The organism is Mesobacillus boroniphilus JCM 21738 (genome assembly GCF_000517385.1).
GTDB classification, from domain to species: domain Bacteria; phylum Bacillota; class Bacilli; order Bacillales; family Cytobacillaceae; genus Mesobacillus; species Mesobacillus boroniphilus.
Window position 1 is genome coordinate 1 of sequence record NZ_BAUW01000030.1, and the last position, 18,569, is coordinate 18,569.

General features: G+C 46.2%; 12 protein-coding genes and 4 pseudogenes. 14 read left to right on the forward strand and 2 right to left on the reverse strand.

Annotation, left to right across the window (positions count from 1 at the left end):
* The first annotated feature begins 103 nt into the window (after positions 1-103).
* From JCM21738_RS10265 to JCM21738_RS27325, 11 genes and pseudogenes are all read left to right on the forward strand, one after another.
* Complete coding sequence (locus JCM21738_RS10265) at positions 104-877, forward strand: ABC transporter ATP-binding protein (protein ID WP_023615363.1); 774 nt, start codon at positions 104-106, stop codon at positions 875-877.
* A pseudogene (locus JCM21738_RS10270) lies at positions 855-1,562 on the forward strand (ABC transporter ATP-binding protein). Before JCM21738_RS10265 ends, JCM21738_RS10270 begins: the two are co-directional and overlap by 23 nt.
* Positions 1,563-1,579: 17 nt before the next feature.
* Positions 1,580-2,439: pseudogene (locus JCM21738_RS10275) on the forward strand (branched-chain amino acid ABC transporter permease).
* A gap of 7 nt (positions 2,440-2,446) precedes the next feature.
* A complete protein-coding gene (locus JCM21738_RS10280) occupies positions 2,447-3,457 on the forward strand; it encodes a branched-chain amino acid ABC transporter permease (RefSeq protein ID WP_035209336.1) in 1,011 nt (336 codons plus the stop codon).
* Positions 3,457-3,636 carry a hypothetical protein gene (locus JCM21738_RS10285; RefSeq protein WP_023615359.1) on the forward strand — a complete coding sequence of 60 codons (180 nt, stop codon included), beginning with the start codon at positions 3,457-3,459 and terminating at the stop codon, positions 3,634-3,636. The genes JCM21738_RS10280 and JCM21738_RS10285 overlap by 1 nt, the downstream gene beginning before the upstream one ends.
* Positions 3,637-3,694: 58 nt before the next feature.
* A complete protein-coding gene (locus JCM21738_RS10290) occupies positions 3,695-4,708 on the forward strand; it encodes a 3-oxoacyl-ACP synthase (protein WP_035209333.1) in 1,014 nt (337 codons plus the stop codon).
* A complete protein-coding gene (gene phaZ / locus JCM21738_RS10295; protein ID WP_369385709.1) occupies positions 4,708-5,556 on the forward strand; it encodes an intracellular short-chain-length polyhydroxyalkanoate depolymerase in 849 nt (282 codons plus the stop codon). The genes JCM21738_RS10290 and phaZ overlap by 1 nt, the downstream gene beginning before the upstream one ends.
* Positions 5,557-5,621: 65 nt before the next feature.
* Positions 5,622-6,362, forward strand: coding sequence for a 3-oxoacyl-ACP reductase FabG (gene fabG, locus JCM21738_RS10300; protein WP_023615356.1), 741 nt, complete (start codon positions 5,622-5,624; stop codon positions 6,360-6,362).
* 542 nt (positions 6,363-6,904) lie between these two features.
* The gene (locus JCM21738_RS10305; RefSeq protein WP_031307968.1) at positions 6,905-7,237 is read left to right on the forward strand and encodes a hypothetical protein; all 333 of its coding nucleotides are present in this window, start codon (positions 6,905-6,907) and stop codon (positions 7,235-7,237) included.
* 111 nt (positions 7,238-7,348) lie between these two features.
* A complete protein-coding gene (locus tag JCM21738_RS27320; protein ID WP_369385710.1) occupies positions 7,349-8,284 on the forward strand; it encodes an AMP-binding protein in 936 nt (311 codons plus the stop codon).
* A 44-nt stretch (positions 8,285-8,328) separates the two neighbouring features.
* A complete protein-coding gene (locus JCM21738_RS27325) occupies positions 8,329-8,871 on the forward strand; it encodes a class I adenylate-forming enzyme family protein (RefSeq protein WP_369385711.1) in 543 nt (180 codons plus the stop codon).
* Positions 8,872-8,887: 16 nt separating this feature from the next.
* Here JCM21738_RS27325 and JCM21738_RS10315 read toward each other — a convergent pair whose 3' ends face one another.
* Positions 8,888-10,042 (reverse strand): MFS transporter, encoded by a 1,155-nt coding sequence (locus JCM21738_RS10315; RefSeq protein ID WP_023615353.1) that lies wholly within the window; start codon positions 10,040-10,042, stop codon positions 8,888-8,890.
* Positions 10,043-10,267: 225 nt separating this feature from the next.
* Between JCM21738_RS10315 and addB the strand changes: the two are divergent.
* From addB to hlpB, 3 genes and pseudogenes are all read left to right on the forward strand, one after another.
* A pseudogene (gene addB, locus JCM21738_RS10320) lies at positions 10,268-13,731 on the forward strand (helicase-exonuclease AddAB subunit AddB); the annotation flags it as partial.
* A 103-nt stretch (positions 13,732-13,834) separates the two neighbouring features.
* A pseudogene (gene addA / locus JCM21738_RS10325) lies at positions 13,835-17,632 on the forward strand (helicase-exonuclease AddAB subunit AddA).
* Positions 17,633-17,941: 309 nt separating this feature from the next.
* Positions 17,942-18,271, forward strand: a complete 330-nt coding sequence (hlpB, locus tag JCM21738_RS10330; protein WP_031307964.1) for an HNH nuclease-like protein HlpB — start codon at positions 17,942-17,944, stop codon at positions 18,269-18,271.
* On the opposite strand, the gene JCM21738_RS10335 is transcribed toward hlpB, so the two are convergent.
* Positions 18,268-18,486 carry a spore germination protein gene (locus tag JCM21738_RS10335; protein WP_023615349.1) on the reverse strand — a complete coding sequence of 73 codons (219 nt, stop codon included), beginning with the start codon at positions 18,484-18,486 and terminating at the stop codon, positions 18,268-18,270. The genes hlpB and JCM21738_RS10335 overlap by 4 nt on opposite strands.
* Positions 18,487-18,569: the final 83 nt, after the last annotated feature.

Here is an 18,569-nt window from a genome sequence, read left to right on the forward strand (position 1 = left end):
TGGATTTCCAAATAACATAATGAACTTCGGTAATTCAGCCGGAGTTCATTATGCTTTTGCTGAATCGTTACTTAGGTGTTATTCGAATAAGGTGGTGAAGTATATGACGGCAATTATCGAGACGAAAGAGCTTAGCATTACATTTGGCGGCCATACCGCGGTAGACTCTGTCAGCATCTCAGTTCCGCATAATCATTTCAAATCAATCATCGGTCCGAATGGTGCTGGGAAAACGACTTTCTTTAACCTGTTGAGCGGGCAGCTCGCGCCGACGAAAGGACAGGTCATGTATAAAGGCAGTGACATCACGAAGCTCTCACCGACCAAAAGGACAAGGGCAGGAATTGGACGGTCCTTCCAGATCACCAATGTATTCCCCAATCTGACGGTGATGGAAAATGTCCGTCTAGCGGTGCAGTCACATGAAGGAGTCCGCTATCAGATGCTGAGGCATTTCCGTTCTTTTAAAGAATTTGAGGAGCAGGCAGAAGAGTGGCTGAAGCTTGTTTTGCTGAATGACAAGAAGGATGCACTTGCAACAAACCTTGCCCACGGTGAAAAAAGGAAGCTGGAGATCGCAATGCTTCTTGCTTTGAACACAGAGGTGCTGCTGCTTGATGAACCGACAGCAGGCATGTCTCTTGAAGAGGTTCCGGCAATCCTGGAGGTAATCAGGAAAATTAAACAACGCGGCGACCGGACGATCATCTTGATTGAACACAAAATGGATATGATCATGGATCTTTCTGATACCATCATGGTCCTGTTCAATGGCGCCTTGCTTGCTGACGGTACGCCAAAGGAAATCATGAAAAATGAAACGGTCCAGTCTGCCTATTTGGGAGGTTTGCATAATGAGCACGCTGCTGAAGCTTGAACAGGTTGAAACATTCATTGGACAGTATCACATCCTTCAAGGCATCTCATTTGAAGTGCCGAAGGGGGAGGTTACCGTACTGCTGGGCCGAAACGGTGCCGGGAAAACAACGACACTCAGGACAATAATGGGCCTGAACCCGGCTGCTAAAGGTTCGGTTCAATTTAAAGGAAAAGAAATCAAGAGTCTGCCGACCTATACGATTGCCAATAACGGGATTGGATATGTTCCAGAAGACCAGGGGATTTTGCCGGCCTAACCGTAGAAGAAAATATCAAGGTGGCAGTCAAAAAGGAGAACGATGAGACCCAACAGCGACTGAATTGGATTCTTGACCTTTTTTCCTGATTTGAAAAAGTTCTGGAAAAAACCAGGCGGGCTTTTGAGCGGCGGCCAAAAGCAGATGCTTTCTATCGCAAGAGCATATGTCAATGACAATGAACTTCTCTTGATCGATGAACCGAGCAAAGGCCTCGCTCCGATCGTTGTCGAGAAGGTAATGGAATCCATCCAGCAAATGAAGGATAAAACGACAATTATTCTTGTTGAACAAAACTTCATGATGGCCAGCACGATTGGCGACAGCTTTTACATCATCGATGATGGCAGGACGGTTTCGAATGGCTCGATGAACCTCCTCCGCGAGGACGAAGAAATGAGACGGAAATACCTCGGCATTGCGTAGGAAAGGGGGAAGCAAAAGTGGATGTTTTGATTAACTTAAGCCTTAACGGTCTTGCCACGGGAATGCTGATCTTCCTTCTGGCAGCCGGACTTACTTTGATTTTCGGGTTGATGGATGTACTAAACTTTGCCCATGGTGGATTGTTTGCCTGGGGCGCGTACAGCGGCATATGGATTTATACCTCGACCGGAAGCTTTTTTATTGGGATCATCGGTGCCATCCTTACTGGGATGATCCTCGGAATTGTAACCGAGCGCTGGATCATTAAACCTGTGTACGGCAACCATGTACAGCAAATATTAATCACGCTTGGCTTGATGCTTGTTTTATCGGAGATGTTAAAAGTGGTCTGGGGACCTAACCAGATTTCAGCGGTAACCCCTGATTACCTTTCAGGCAGCTGGGAGTTTGGCGGGATCATCATTATAAAATACCGGGTTTTCATCATAGCTGTCGGGTTCGCGGTATTCCTGGCCGTACAATACTTGCTTAAAAAGACGAAAATTGGCCTGGTTGTCCGCGCGGGTGTCATGAACAAGGAAATGGTCCAATCACTCGGAGTAAACATTCAGAGAGTATTCATGTTCGTGTTCATGATTGGTGCCGGAATGGCCGCTCTTGGCGGGATGCTGCTAGGACCATATTCCGGGGTGATTTATGCGGATATGGGGATGGAATTCGCGATCCTCGCGTTCATCGTAGTGGTCATCGGCGGAATGGGCAGCTTTACAGGCTCGGTGATGGCTGCAATTCTGGTTGGATTGTCAGGTTCATTCATGGCCTATTATGTTCCAGACCTTGCGCTGGCAGCAAACATGCTGCTTATGGCAGTCGTGCTGATCTTCAGCCACAGGGCTTATTCGGGGCAAAGGGGTGAGGAGATGATGACAAGAATATTTTCAAATCGCATGAACATCTTATATTTGCTTGTCGCCGGGTTCCTGGCAGTGCTTCCATTTGTCTACGATTCAAGAAGCTTGCTCATCCTTCTCTCCCAGGTGTTCATTTTTGCCGTATTGGCAATGAGCTATGACATCCTGCTAGGGTATACGGGTATCGTCTCGTTCGGCCATGCGATGTTCTTCGGCATCGGGGCTTACACAGTTGGTGTCTTTATGAAGAGATTCGAACCAGAAACAAGCTACTTTTTGCTGGCTGTTCTGGTCACGATTTTACTGACTGCTGTGGTCAGTTATTTCGTCGGGCTTTTGACACTGCGGCTGAAAAGTCATTTTTACGCAATGCTGACGATGGCATTCGCTGGATTGTTTTTAGTACTCGCTGAAAAATGGCGCACAGTTACTTATGGAAATGATGGCTTCACTTTCAGGGTGCCGGATTTCCTCAAGGACAGGACAGACTTTTACCTGATCTGCCTTGGTGCCATGGTCATTGTCTTCATTTTATTAAAAAGATTCACCAATTCCCCACTCGGAAGGGTTCTTCAGGCAATCAGGGAAAATGAGCAGCGGACAGAATCGCTCGGATATAGCGTTTTACAATATAAAATCATTGCCAGTGTCGTATCGGGCGTCATCGCTGGTATTGCAGGTATTTTATACGCTGTTTCCCTGAGGTTCGTTAACACGAGTGTTTTTACAATGGATATCACACTGGATGCATTGCTGATGACGATCATTGGCGGAGTCGGTACGCTTGTTGGGGCAATTATAGGCGCGGGAATCATCGAGTTTTCCCATCACTGGCTGACAGAACTGGCAAAGGTTCACTGGATTTTCGAAAGATGGATCATCTTTTTCGGAATCATTTATATTCTCGCTGTCATGTTCTTCCCTCAGGGGATTGTCGGTTCCTTGCAGAAGCTGAAATTCAGAAAGAAAAAGAAAGCTTCGGTTCCGGTTGAATCAGAGACTGTAAGCCAGGGAGATTTGTGATGGAAACAAAGCAAGTTACTTCATTCGTACTTCGTTTCCAGCTCGCAGACATCGAAATGGGCAGCGGCAGAAAATACTGGAGAGTCAAGGTAACATATGTGCAGGAAGAAAAGGAAGCAGTGTTTGAATCCGTAGAGTCGGCAATGGAATTTATTAAAGAGATTGTTGGAGAATCATAGAGTTAGTTTTTACTGTTCAACTTCAGCGCTTGCGCTTTTTTAAAAAGGAGGGGAGAAGATGCAGATTGGCATTGTCAGTACGGGAATTTTCCTTCCTGAAAATTACATCACAGGAGCAGAAATTGCCCAGTTGGCAGGAATTCCCGAACGAGTTGTGGGAGAAAAAATGGGAATCAAGAAAAAACCAGTGCCCGGTCCGGGTGACCATACATGTGAGATGGGAATCAAGGCTGCGAGGGTTGCATTGGAAAAAGCAAACATGGATCCGTTGGACATCGATCTTGTCATCTATATTGGCGAGGAATACAAGGAGTATCCATTATGGACAGCCGGAATCAAGCTGCAGGAGGAAATCGGTGCAAGGAATGCCTGGGCCTTCGATACTGCCCTAAGGTGTGGAACGACTGTGATGGCTCTGAAACTCGCAAAGATGATGCTCTCTGATCCGGAAATCAATAACGTCCTCCTCGCTGGAGGCTATCGCAATGGTGATTTCATAGATTACCAGAATCCGAGGACAAGGTTCATGTACAATCTCGGGGCCGGCGGCGGTGCAATTTTATTGAAAAAGGGCCATCAGGAGAATGTGCTGTTCGAAACAGAAATGATTACGGATGGGTCTTTTTCGGAAGATGTCGTGGTGGTTGCCGGCGGGACAAAAAATCCGATTTCAGCAGAGAATCTGGCGCGAGGTCTTTATCAGCTTGATGTGCTCGACCCACAGGGGATGAAGGAGAGGCTCGAGCAAAAGTCGATGGCCAATTTCCTAAAGGTCATCCGGCGGTCCGTTGAGAAAAGCGGTTTTTTAGAAAAAGACATATCCTACGTCGGGATGCTGCACATGAAGCGGTCGGCACATGATTTTGTATTGAGGGAGCTAGGGCTTGCGGAAGAAAAATCTATCTACCTCGAAGACTATGGGCATATTGGACAGATCGACCAGATCCTATCGCTGGAACTGGCAGAAAAGGCAGGGGAATTGAAGGATGGGGATGTTGTCGTTCTTGTCAGTGCCGGGATTGGTTATGCATGGGGTGCAACAACTATTGTTTGGGGAAAGGGTGTGCAGTAATGGAAAAAACGGCAGTGGAATTGAAGAAGGTTGACTTGCCAAATGGTGAAACAATTGCTTATAGAGAACGGGATGGCGGAACCAAAAATGTTCTGTTGATCCACGGAAACATGACATCTTCCAAACACTGGGACTTGTTGATTGATCAAATAGATCCCGAATATAAAATATTCGCTGTGGACCTGCGGGGATTCGGGGAGTCCAGCTATCACAAGCCAATCATGTCCATCAAGGATTTTTCTGATGATGTAAAGATGTTTGTCGATGTAATTGGATTGAAGGATTTTGCTCTTGTTGGCTGGTCGACGGGAGGAGCAGTAGGTATGCAGTTTGCCGCTGATTACCCAGGTTATTGTGAAAAACTTGTATTGCTCGCCTCTGCATCAACGAGAGGATATCCTTTCTTTGGCACGAGTGAGGAAGGTCTGCCGGATCTTAACAACCGACTGGTTACTTATGAAGATGTTAAAGCGGATGCTGGTAAAACGATTGCCGTCCAGACGGCCTATGACCAGCAGAATAGAGGATTTTTAAAAGCAATGTGGAATATGTTGATTTATACCGATCGTCAGCCGGAAGAACGGCATTATGATGAGTATGTTGATGATATGCTGACACAGCGTAATTTGGCTGAAGTCTACCATTCTCTTAATATTTTTAACATTAGTCCGTTAAATAATGGCTTGAAGGATGGAACGGACCAGGTGAAGGATATCCAGATTCCTGTGCTTGTGCTCCGGGGTGACCGGGATCTCGTAGTTACAAGCAGGATGGCAGAGGAAATTGTTGAAGATTTTGAGGGACGGGCAAGGTTTGTGGAACTGAAAAATTGTGGCCATTCGCATTAGTCGATGACCTGGATCAGCTGTTGCAGCATATCGAAGGATTTTTAGCAGAGTAGGAAGGTGTTTTTATGAGATTAAAAGATAAGGTAGCAATTATTACTGGGGCAGCGAACGGAATTGGGCTTGCTGCAGCTAAGACTTTTGCCCGTGAAGGTGCCAAAGTGGCAATGGCGGACTTCGATGAGGAAACAGGAACGAAGCGTTCAGCTGAACTGTCAGCTGAGGGCTATGACGTCGCTTTTTTTCAGGTGAATGTTGCCGACAGGACCAGTGTTGACTCGTTGGTTCAAAATGTTCTAGTCCACTTTGGCAAAATTGATATTTTAATAAATAATGCAGGGATCACCAGGGATGGGATGCTTCATAAGCTTTCGGCAGAGGATTTTCAAAAGGTCGTTGATGTCAATCTGACCGGCGTGTTCCATTGTGCACAGGCCGTTGTGCCAGCAATGGTACAGCAGGGTTCAGGGAGAATCATCAATACATCATCCGTTTCCGGGATATATGGAAATGTGGGACAGACAAACTATGCAGCGACCAAAGCAGGTGTCGTCGGGATGACGAAAACATGGGCAAAAGAACTGGGCCGCAAAGGCATCAATGTAAATGCAGTTGCTCCTGGTTTTATTGAAACGGGTATGACCGCTGCAGTGCCGGCCAAAGTGATCGAACAAATGAAGATGCTTGTCCCGCTTGGCAGGCTCGGTTTGCCAGAGGATATTGCAGATGCTTATCTATTCCTTGCCTCGGATGAATCGAAATATATAAACGGCACGACTCTCCATGTCGATGGCGGGATTATGATGTAAGATTGAAAAGCGCACTTGCTGCGCTTTTTTATTTTGGATAGGTGTGGGGAAAGGAATGATTTCTATTCTATTGGAGAGTAAATTATTCAACCGGGAATAAATTTCTTTCAACCGGGAATAAAACTGCTCCAACCGGGAATAAAACCATCCCAACCGTCTATAAATACGACCCAACCGTCTATAAATACGACCCAACCGTTTATAAAACTCCGCTAACCGTTGAAAAAATCGTCCCAACCGTTTAAATAAATCTTCAAACCGCGAAAAGCCCTCCCAACTGGTATTAAAACTGTTCCAACTGGTATTAAACTCCGCTAAAATATAGTCTCAACCGTAAATAAATCCGAGCTTACCGTAAATAAAATGATCTCAACCGTAAATAAATCCTCCAATCTCTCGAAAATAAACCCTAAAAGGCCAACTCACCCTAAAAAACAGCTAATTAAATGTTTATCTCACTTTCTAATTCCCTGATCATCACTTTAGGGTTAAATCCCCTCCAAAAGTGGTAAATGGTATTAAAAAAGGATGAGGTGCTGTACATGGAAGAAACAAAGCAGAAGTACTACTTTAATATAGAAAGCGGCGAGGTGCTGGACACGCCGGCTGAGCCGGAGGGCCATTTATTCACGTTGATTGCGACAGGTGAAGAGATCAAGGATCTGCGCGAATACCTGGAGGCAAACTATAAAGCAGACTGGGCAACATACGGAAATTCCCATCTGCATCCTTTCAAGGACCCAGACCGTGAACATGCTGAATATGATGTATCGATGAAGGGAATATATGCAATGATTTACAGGCTTGGCGATGCCGAAGCGAAGAATCATGTAAGAAGCATGGGAATTCTAACAGAAGAAGAGTTGCATAGCTAAACTGAACGCCACAGCATAATATGCTGTGGTGTTAATTCTTTGTTGTGTAACTATCCTGTAACTCCCTTTTCTTAAAATAAATCCATCATGACGAGAGAGGGAGAGATTGCGGTGAGGTGGGAGCTCGATTGGCTTGAAGCAAGAGCAAGTTTGACCCCGGAGGCTGCTGCGATTGTCGATGCAGGGACAGGTCAGAACTGGTCATACAGGGAAGTCAATGATCGGGCTAAAGCAATCGCGGCGTGGATGGATTCAAATGGGGTTAAAAAGGGAGACAGAATAGCCTTGCTCGCGCCAAATGGAATCTGTTATTTTGATATGCTGTTTGCCTGTGGAAAGATTGGTGCAATTTTCGTGCCATTGAACTGGAGGCTATCTGTCGATGAATTAGCCTCTATTATAGAAGATTGTGAACCCTCGATCCTTGCATTCCATTCTAGTTTTACAAAAGAAGTGACGATGATCTGGGGTGAGGAAGACCGCTGTATTCAAATAAATGGTAGCCGATTCTCGAGGCTTATTGAGCAATTTGCGGATCAGCGGGAACTGCATGAAATAGATTTGGCTGAGGAAGACCCTCTGGCGATGATTTATACTGGCGGAACGACAGGAAAGCCAAAAGGAGCGGTTTTGTCACATCGGGCAATCATCTGGAATAGCGTTTCCACGATCGCTAGCTGGAATTTGACGAATGAGGACACGACGGTTACGTATTTACCTTTATTCCATACTGGCGGTTTGAACGCTCTATCAATTCCTATTTTGATGGCAGGAGGAAAGGTCGTGCTGGCAAACGATTTTACCCCCGAAAACGCGATTGATAGTTTAATGAAGCATAAGTGCACAATCGTTCTGTTCGTTCCTACAATGCACCATATGCTTGTAAAATCAGAGCTTTTCCAAAAGGCAGATTTAAAGGATGTAAAGTTATTTTTATCAGGGGGGGCGCCGTGTCCGCTTGATATTTATGAAGCTTATAAACGGAAGGGGATTGCTTTCAAGGAGGGCTATGGCCTGACTGAAGCAGGTCCGAATAATTTTACATAGACCCTTCAGAGGCAAATGTAAAAAGAGGTTCAGTCGGCAAACCGATGTTGTTCCATAATATCAGGATCCTGAATGAAGACGGCAACGAGACAGGGGCGGATGAGGTCGGTGAACTCGCCATCCAGGGAAATCATGCCTTTTCTTATTACTGGAAAAATAAGAACGCTACCGAAGACACCTTGAAGGATGGCTGGCTATACACAGGCGATCTAGCGAAAAAAGATAGAGAGGGCTATTACTATATTGTCGGCAGGAAAAAAGAGATGATCATCACTGGTGGTGAAAATGTGTATCCACTTGAAATTGAGCACTGGCTCTGTGCACACCCTTCGATACGTGAGGCGGCTGTGGTCGGGATGCCGGATGAAAAATGGGGAGAAGTCGTGACTGCGTTCATTGTTCTTGAAGAGGGAGCTGTTTTGGGGGAGCAGGAAGCCAAAATGCATTGCAGGCAGAAACTCGGCGGTTATAAAATCCCGAAAGTGATTAAGACAATCGGCCAGATGCCGAAAACGCATGTAGGCAAAATCGATAAAAAACAACTAAAAGAAGTCGCACTGGCTGCTTCTGATAAGCCCGTCAGTTAAAATAGAAAAAGGCATTTCAGCCAGCGTTTGCTGACTGGAGTGCCTTTTTTTGCATCAATACGCAAAGTACAATATTAACAGAGAAGAGTGATGACAAGAGAATCATGACTCCGCTGAATGGCAGCAGTGCAGCAACTGGCGGAGCGAGACTTGCCCCTGTCAGCAGGATAAATGAATACAGCGACAATGCTTTGGCGCGCTGGCTGCTGCCATAGAAACCGATCAGGGTAATGACGGTCGGGATGACGAGTGAAATACTTGAAACAAAAAAGATGGAGAAGAAAATCAAAGCTCCGGTGGTCTGGAAGAAAAGCAGCAGGAACGCGCTTGTTGACCCGATGGCCAATCCGAACATCAATGTCCGCAGCTCACCCAATCTATCCATCAGTTGACCCGTGAAAAGGGAAAGAGAAGCGCCAATCAATCCAACAAGCCTGATCATCAGCAGGTCTGTTTCAGGTCCGTCAAAATAACGGCCGATTGCATCATAGAAAGCGATTATCGCAAATAACAGTGAGAATGTAATACTATAGCATTTCATTAAGCGGGGATCTTTTAGCAATTGAAAAAAGATTTTCCTTAAAGGCTTGCTTTCTACCGTCTGTGGTGGTGATTCTTTCAGCAGGATAAAAGCAGCAGCAAATAGAATAAAATAGGCAGCAGAAAAGAAAAAGAAGATGCTGTTCCAAGAAAACACATCTGCCAGAAAGTCACTGGCAACCTGCCCAAAGATTCCGGCAATCAAAAATCCAGTATTGATCAGCACAACAAGGATAGTCCTCTGCCGAAAATTGAATACATCATAGGAGTAGGCGAAAGCAACTGAAGCGAAGGTAGCCAGAGTGATTCCCTGCAGCGAACGGGCGATCCACAAACTGAGAGATCCGGCAGAAAAGCCGACGGCCAGTGTTGTCAATGCAGAGGCCAAAAGTCCGAACACAAGGATTTTCCTCCGTCCTGTGAAATCGGATACCGGGCCGAATGACAGCAGTCCGCAGGCATAGAAAAAAGTGAACAGCCCACCGGCGAGGACAACGTGGGATTCGGCGATTAAAAGGTCATTCGAAAGAACGGAATAAATGGGAATCAGCGTATAAATATTGCTTGCCACCATGATGGCGCAAATTGTCAGAAGGATGGAAGCCTTGTGAAAAAAGGACATGGATTTCATGTATATCACCTGCCACCACTAACATATGCAGCTACCGCTGATTTTGCAGTTTGTTTGGGAAAAATTAACGGGCTTCCTGCTTCCAAAATGGCCTGAAAAAAAGGTATAATGAATGATATATAGAACAATCGTTTGGTATCAAGAAGGCGCATGAATATGAAGCGCCTTTTTCAATTTTAAAAGTGATAGAGAGATAGATTTTTTGAGATAGAAAGGGGAAGTCAGATGTCTGTACGTTTAGTGCTCGGGCGCTCAGGAAGCGGCAAGACCGAGATGATCATAAAGGAAATCAAGGACAGGCTCATCTCGGACCCGCAGGGGGATCCGGTTGTTTATCTTGTCCCTGAACAAATGTCATTCCTTTCCGAATACAGATTGTCCACTGACCCTGAACTCGGGGGGATGATCAGGCGCAGGTATTCAGCTTTCCGCGCCTTGCCTGGAGAATCCTGCAGGAAACAGGCGGATATACTCGCCAGCATTTGGATAGCGTCGGGATCAGCATGATGATTCGCAAAATCATTGAAGATAAAAAAGATGACTTGAAAATCTTCCAAAAGGCAGCGGATAAAAATGGCTTTGTCCAGCAGATGGAGCAGATGCTGATCGAGTTCAAACGCTATGCGATAAACCCGGATGAGCTCGCTGGGAAAATGGAGCAAAATTCCGCAGGCAATAAAGCGCTGAAGGATAAAATCCATGACCTAGAGTTAGTCTATCGTCAATTTGAAGATGAACTATTCGGCAAATATATTGATTCAGAGGATTACTTCAAACTGCTTGCCGAGAAGATTCCTGCCTCTGGATATTTGAAAAATGCAGAAGTGTACATCGATGGTTTTTACAGTTTTACGCCACTTGAATTGATGATAATTGACCAGTTGATCGGCACTTGTAAAAGAGTGACCATCGCGCTGCCTGTCGACAAGGGTTTTAAAGAGGAGCAGCCTGACGAACTGCATTTATTCAGGATAACTGGAGAAACCTGCTCAACGCTTTATGACATGATTAGGACAAAAGGTTATGAGCAGGAAGAAGATGTAGTGTTGACAGAGCAGAGACGCTGGCAGGATGAATCCCTTAAGCACCTTGAAAAAGAATTTGATTCCAGGCCTGCTGTTAAATATAACGGGGAGGCTGCGATCCATATCGCCCAGGCTGCCAACAGAAGGGCGGAACTTGAAGGAGTGGCGCGCAAGATTCTCGGCCTTGCAAGGGATAATGGTTACCGTTACCGTGATATTGCAGTTTTGATGAGAGGCAGCGAATACCGCGAAGTGCTTGAAACGATCTTTGATGATTATGGACTTCCATACTTTATCGATCAGAAGCGGAATATGCTTCATCATCCATTGATTGAGCTGGTCCGTTCCAGCCTTGAAACGGTTTTAATGAACTGGCGATATGAACCGATTTTCCGGGCTGTGAAAACTGACTTATTGTTCCCGGATGGCGTTAATCTGAACAAGATGCGCGAACAGATGGATGTTCTGGAAAACTATGTACTTGCATACGGCATCCAGGGAGATAAATGGACGAAAAAAGAACGTTGGAAATACCGGAGGATCCGCGGCCTGGAGTATGAAGGTGTGGCCCAGACGGACGCGGAAAAACAGACAGAACAGGAACTGAATGACCTGCGCCTGTTGATTACTTCTCCGCTGCTGCGGATGGCACGCCGCCTGAAGCGCGCTGACACGGGAAGAAAGCTTTCTGAAGCAGTCTATCTATTCATGGAAGAACTGGATATTCCAGCCAAGCTTGAAGCATGGAGAATGGGTGCTGAACAGGAAGGAAGGCTTGTAGAGGCGAGGGAGCATGAACAAGCTTGGAATGCAGTGATCAACCTTCTTGACCAGTTCGTCGAGATGCTTGGTGACACGAAGGTTGCGCCAAAACAGTTCGTTTCAATTCTTGATGCTGGTTTTGAATCATTAAGATTCTCGCTGATCCCTCCGGCAATTGACCAGATATTGGTTGCCGACCTTGAAAAGACAAGGCTTGCCGATGTTAAGGTCGCATTTGTCATCGGCGTCAATGAAGGTGTTCTGCCGGCGAAGATGTCGGAGGAGGGAATTTTTGCGGATGATGACAGGGAGCTTTTGCAGTCAAAAGGCATAAAGCTTGCCCCAAGCAGCCGCACGAAGCTGCTGGACGAAAACTTCATTGCTTATAAGGCATTTGTAACGCCGTCAGAACAGCTGTATATCAGTTACCCTATCGCCAATGAAGAAGGGAAAGCATTGATGCCATCTTCATTCATTAAGAGGATATCTGATCTTTTCCCTGAACATCAAGCGCATTTCTTCCTGCCGGATCCATCGGAATTGCCGGAAGAGGAGCAAATAGAGTACGCAGCTGGTGAAAATGTTGCTCTGTCCTTTCTGACATCCCAGCTTCAATTGAAGAAGCGCAATTATCCAGTCTATGATTTTTGGTGGGATGTGTACGATTATTATTTAAAGAATCATCAATGGGCTGATACTGCACGCAAGGTCCTTTCTAGCCTATTCTACGAAAACAGGACGAAGCAGTTGTCTGAAGAAGTCACGAAGGAGCTATACGGTGATGAAATCCAGGCGAGCGTCTCAAGGATGGAATTGTTCAATAGCTGTCCATTCTCGCATTATGTCCAGTATGGCTTGAAGCTGCGTGACCGCCAGATTTTCCGTCTTGAGGCTCCGGATATCGGTGATCTGTTCCATGCTGCGTTGAAGGAAATTGCCGAAACAGTGATGCAGCAAAATCTCAGCTGGGCCCAGCTTACAAGAGCCCAGGCTGAAGAACTGGCAAGGGATGCGGTCCAAAAGCTGGCTCCTAAACTGCAGAAAGAGATCCTGATGAGCTCGAACAGGCATCATTATATCAGGCAGAAGCTGCAGAATATCATCAGTCGAGCTTCACTAGTTTTAAGTGAGCATGCCAAGGTCAGCGGATTTTCACCTGTAGGCCTGGAACTCGGCTTCGGCCGCCAGGGAAAACTGCCGCCGCTTGCTTTTTCGCTTAAAAATGGCACCAGGATGGAACTGATGGGCCGGATTGACCGCGTCGATAAAGCAGAAGACGACAAGGGAATGTACCTTCGGGTCGTCGATTATAAATCCAGCGTGAAGGATGTCAATTTGACGGAGGTTTATTATGGTGTGGCCCTTCAGATGCTCACCTACCTGGACATGATCATCACTCATTCGCCACTGTTGGTCGGCAAGCCTGCTGACCCGGCAGGAGTACTGTATTTCCATGTCCATAACCCTATTGTCAACGCATCGAAAATGCTGACTCTTGATGAAATAGAAGAGGAAATTCTCAAACGCTTTAAAATGAATGGATTGCTGCTTAGCGATGAGAATGTCATCAGGATGATGGACAATGGACTGGATACAGGCAGTTCGCAGATTATCTCCGCAGGTTTTAAAAAGGATGGAAGTCTGCTTAAAAGCTCGAAAGTGGCCAGCAAGGAAGACTTTGATCATTTGCGGCAATTCGTTCGCCATAAGTATGTGGAGACCGGTAACAGGATTGTCAGAGGAATCGTCGATGTGGCGCCGTATAAGCTAAAGGACAGGACACCATGTACATTCTGTTCCTTCAAGCCGGTCTGCCAGTTTGACCAGGGAGTGGAATCGAATGATTTCAGGAAGCTTCCGGTCATTAAAAAAGAAGATTTGCTAGCGTCGCTCCGCCAAGACCAGGGGATTGAAGCTAAAGATGGCTTGCCAGGCGTAAATGATAGATTAGAAGAAATCAAGAAACAGGATATTCTGGCATCAATGAGAGAGGAGGAAGAGGATCTTGGCTAAAACAAATATAGCGCCAGTACCAGAAGGGGCAACCTGGACGGAAGACCAGTGGAAGGCGATCATGGCATCGGGGCAGGATATCCTTGTCGCAGCGGCTGCAGGATCCGGAAAAACTGCGGTGCTTGTTGAGCGGATCATCAAGAAAATCACTTCAGAAAGCAATCCGATTGATGTAGATGAATTGCTCGTAGTGACATTCACCAATGCATCCGCGGCAGAAATGCGCCACAGGATTGGGGAAGCGCTCGAAAAAGCGATCGACAGCAACCCAGCTTCAACCCATTTGAAAAAGCAGCTTAGCCTGTTGAACAGAGCGTCTATTTCAACACTCCATTCTTTTTGCCTTGAAGTAATCAGAAAGTATTATTACCTGATCGATGTAGACCCTGGTTTCAGGATTGCTGATGAAACCGAAGGACAGCTGCTTAGGGACGAAGTGATTGAGGACCTTTTCGAAGAAGAATACGGAAAGGCAGATAACCAGCACTTTTTCAACCTGGTGGATACGTTCACGAATGACCGCAGCGATGAAGGCTTGAAGGATATCATTGTTGATCTTTTTGATTTCGCCAGATCCAATCCTTCTCCTGATGCATATCTTGATTCAATCGTTTCAATGTATGAGGCAGCAGGCAGCACGGAAATTGAGAACCTGCCCTTCATGAAAGTGCTCATTGCGGATATTGAGCTCCAGCTCCAGGGGGCAAAACAACTTCTTGAAAAAGGGATGGAGATTGCCAAAATGCCCGGAGGTCCTGCGCCTAGGGCAGTTAATTTCACTGAAGACCTGCATGTGATTGATACTTTGCTTGCTGCAAAAGACCGATCTTGGGCAGAGCTTTATGATGCGATCCAGCTCGCCAATTTTGGCAGGGCGAAAACATGCCGCGGTGATGAATTCAACAAAGATCTTGTGGATAAGGCGGCCAAACTCAGAGACCGGACAAAGAAAATCGTCCAGGATTTGAGAGGGGAACTGTTTTCACGAAAACCTGAAAGTTTCCTGAAGGATATGCAGGAAATGAAGCCTTTGATCGCTGTGCTGATCAACCTTGTAAAAGAATTCTCGAGCAGGTTTGGAAAAGTGAAGCAGGACCGTGGGCTCGTTGACTTCTCGGATCTTGAGCATTATACCTTGGAAATTCTCACAGCAAATTCGGGTACTGAGGAAGCAATGCCGGCGGGTGATTCGAAACCTTCAGAAGCAGCACTCGCCTATCGTGAAAAATTCAAAGAAGTGCTTGTGGACGAATACCAGGATACGAACATGGTACAGGAAGCGATTCTCCAGCTTGTGACCGCTGAAGGAGAAGCGTCAGGAAACCTGTTCATGGTTGGCGATGTGAAGCAGTCGATTTACAAGTTCCGTCTTGCTGAGCCTAATCTGTTCCTTGGTAAATACAACAGGTTCACATCCAATGGGGAAGGGACAGGATTAAAAATAGACCTGGCCAAGAACTTCCGAAGCCGCAGAGAGGTTCTTGACGGGACCAATTATTTATTCAAGCAAATCATGGGGATCAAGGTTGGCGAGATCCATTACGATGAAAATGCCGAGCTGAAAAAAGGAGCGCTTATCCTGAAGATGATGAGTTCCCTGTGGAGCTGCTCTTGATTGATAAAAGTGAAGGTACATCATCAGAAAGTGATCCTGAAGAGGATAGTGAAACGGCAGCAGGTGAATTCGACGCAGATGACCTTGAACAATCCCAGCTCGAAGCAAGGCTGATGGCGAAGCATATTAAGGATATGGTAGAAGAGCGCCGGGGTGTTTACAATCCGAAAATAAAGACTTCAAAACCCGTTAACTACCGTGATATCGTCATACTCCTCCGCTCGATGACATGGGCGCCGCAAATTATGGAGGAGTTCAAGCAGCAGGGCATTCCGATTTACGCGAACCTGTCCACCGGTTATTTCCAGGCAACAGAGGTAGCGATCATGATTTCCTTGTTGAAGGTGATCGACAATCCTTATCAGGACATCCCTCTGGCTGCCGTCTTGAGATCCCCGATTGTCGGGCTGGATGAACAAGAGCTTGCCATCATCAGGGTCAGCCAGAAATGGGGTTCCTTCTATGAAGCATTGACAGCATTCTGCCTTCAAAAGCCGTTGCCGGAAAATGAAGGATTGCATGAGAAGACAAGTCGCTTTTTCAAAAGTTTAAAGAGCTGGAGGACTTCAGCAAGACAGGGTTCCGTTTCTGATTTGATCTGGCAATTATATAGAGAAACCCGTTTCTTCGATTTTGCAGGCGGGATGCCAGGAGGTAAGCAGCGCCAGGCAAACCTGCGGGCACTATATGATCGCGCGAGACAATATGAAGCCACGAGTTTCCGCGGCCTGTTCCGCTTTTTGCGATTCATTGAGCGGATGAGGGAGCGAGGCGACGACCTTGGTGCCGCCAGGGCTCTTGGAGAACAGGAAGATGTGGTCAGGATCATGACGATCCACAGCAGCAAGGGCCTTGAGTTCCCGGTAGTATTCGTTGCCGGCCTGGCCCGCAATTTCAATACGATGGACCTGAAGAAATTCTACATGCTCGACAAGGAGTTTGGTTTCGCGGCAAAATATATCAATCCCGAGAAGCGAATTTCCTATCCATCCTTGCCGCAGTTAGCCTTCAAGCGCAAGCATAAGATGGAAATGCTGGCAGAGGAAATGAGAGTACTATACGTTGCCTTGACGCGTGCCAAGGAAAAGCTTTACTTAATCGGATCGGTCAAGGATGCAGAAAAAACGATCAGCAAATGGCAGGACGAAGCAAGCATCCTGACTGGCTGCTGGATGAATATTTACGGGCGTCAGCTTCGGGCTATATCGACTGGATTGGCCCCGCGGTGATTCGCCATCGAGATTGTGACAGTATCAGGAAAAGTGCGGAACCCCTTCATACTGCACTGGGCGACGATATCACTTGCCATCCTTCACGCTGGAAAATCGAAAGCATTAAAGCAGAGGAAATCGCTTCATATGCAGATGGAAAAACCGAAGAGCATGAAAGCTTGATGGACTTTGTTGAAGCAGGAAAACCTGTAAACAAAGAATCTCAACTGGCAGAAACAGTGAACAGACAGCTTTCATGGAATTATCACTTCAAGGAAGCGGCAAACCACCGTTCAAAACAGTCCGTTACCGAGCTGAAGCGCAATCACGAAACCAGGGATGAAGAGAGCGGTACACAGATTGTCAGGAGGTTTGCAAAACCAATCCTCAACAGGCCAAGATTCATGCAGGAGAAAATGCTTACACCTGCAGAACGGGGAACGGCGATGCATATGGTCATGCAGCATATCGATCTTAACCAGCCAGTAACGGAAGCTTCACTGGAGATGCAGCTGGGGAAGATGGTGGAGAAGGAGTTGCTTTTCCATGAGCAACGTGATGCTGTAGATAAGAAATGGATACTTGCCTTTTTTGAAACGGACATTGGCAAACGGCTGTTGACTGCGGAAAAAGTCAGCCGGGAGGTACCTTTTATCTGTCATTGCCATCAAAAGAAGTATATCCGGATTGGCAGGGAGAGAACGAGCCGATTTTTATCCAGGGTGTAGTCGACTGTATTTTCCAGGATGAAAAAGGAACAGTTCTCCTTGATTTTAAAACGGATGGCATCCATGACCGTTACAAAGGCGGTTTCGAACAGGCAAAGCCGATTCTGGAAGAACGCTATCGAATCCAAATCAGCCTGTATGCCAAAGCAATCGAACAAGTGTGGAAGCAGCCGGTAGAAGAGAAGTTCTTGTATTTCTTCGACGGCGGCCATCTGCTTGAACTGAATCAGCTATAAAGTAATGTTAAAAACCGGCAGGATGAGAATAATAATCCTGCCGGTTTTTTGGTTTGTCTTGGAAAAGTGTCCGATAGAAGGGCTGTATCGGACAAACGGAAGGCGAAGGAGAGGAAAAGTGTCCGATAGATAAGCACTTATTGATATCCGATAAAGGAGAGGGATTCTAACTAATATAAATTGAGTCCAATAAGCAGAGTCCCGTGAGTAATATCGCACCTCACCTGTTTCTGGGTTCGCACTTTGATTTAAAGGCTATATGAGTAAGGTAACTGCTGATCAATGATAAGAGCAATGACCAAATCACGAATGGTAGGGAGGGATCACCAAGTGGCAAAGAAAAAGCAATCCGGGACATGCGAATTATGCGGCCGGGAAGAGGTTGAGGTGACAATCCACCACCTGACTCCTAAGGAAATGGGAGGCACCTTCATGTCAACGGCAAATCTATGTATCCCTTGTCATAAACAGATTCATGCTTTATTCACGAATGAGGAGCTCGCCACCAGTTTAAACACGGTCGATCAGCTACGCTCCCATCCTGAATTGCAAAAGTTTCTGAAATGGATAAAAAAGCAGCCTTCTACAAGGCTGCCGATAATTTCAAAATCTAATGCGCGGAAAAGAAATAAGCGCTAGTTATTTCCTACTGTCGGCTGGTCAATCAGGTTGGCATCTAGGACATTGCTGGCACTTAATCCATTGTTCGTTACAATGAATCCGCCTGTATTGAATCCACCCTGCCCAGCGACTGTTTTTGAATTGCTTTTTGGCGAGATGAACAGCGTGTCGCCAAACTGCACCGTCCCGCCGCCTACATTCAATATTTGCACAGGACCTATTATTGCTGGCATTGAAAACATCCTTTTCTGCTTTTGTTTAGTCTTTTTTGTAGCTAATGTTGCTGTAGAAAACCGATTGATGCTCAGTGATCAAG

What these genes read in the sequence shown, in the direction of transcription:
- JCM21738_RS10265 (WP_023615363.1), top strand. Translation starts at nt 104, where the DNA reads ATGACGGCAATTATCGAGACGAAAGAGCTTAGCATTACATTTGGCGGC.
- JCM21738_RS10280 (WP_035209336.1), top strand. Translation starts at nt 2,447, where the DNA reads ATGACAAGAATATTTTCAAATCGCATGAACATCTTATATTTGCTTGTC.
- JCM21738_RS10285 (WP_023615359.1), top strand. Translation starts at nt 3,457, where the DNA reads ATGGAAACAAAGCAAGTTACTTCATTCGTACTTCGTTTCCAGCTCGCA.
- JCM21738_RS10290 (WP_035209333.1), top strand. Translation starts at nt 3,695, where the DNA reads ATGCAGATTGGCATTGTCAGTACGGGAATTTTCCTTCCTGAAAATTAC.
- phaZ (WP_369385709.1), top strand. Translation starts at nt 4,708, where the DNA reads ATGGAAAAAACGGCAGTGGAATTGAAGAAGGTTGACTTGCCAAATGGT.
- fabG (WP_023615356.1), top strand. Translation starts at nt 5,622, where the DNA reads ATGAGATTAAAAGATAAGGTAGCAATTATTACTGGGGCAGCGAACGGA.
- JCM21738_RS10305 (WP_031307968.1), top strand. Translation starts at nt 6,905, where the DNA reads ATGGAAGAAACAAAGCAGAAGTACTACTTTAATATAGAAAGCGGCGAG.
- JCM21738_RS27325 (WP_369385711.1), top strand. Translation starts at nt 8,329, where the DNA reads ATGTTGTTCCATAATATCAGGATCCTGAATGAAGACGGCAACGAGACA.
- JCM21738_RS10315 (WP_023615353.1), bottom strand. Translation starts at nt 10,042, where the DNA reads ATGAAATCCATGTCCTTTTTTCACAAGGCTTCCATCCTTCTGACAATT.
- hlpB (WP_031307964.1), top strand. Translation starts at nt 17,942, where the DNA reads ATGGTAGGGAGGGATCACCAAGTGGCAAAGAAAAAGCAATCCGGGACA.
- JCM21738_RS10335 (WP_023615349.1), bottom strand. Translation starts at nt 18,486, where the DNA reads ATGCCAGCAATAATAGGTCCTGTGCAAATATTGAATGTAGGCGGCGGG.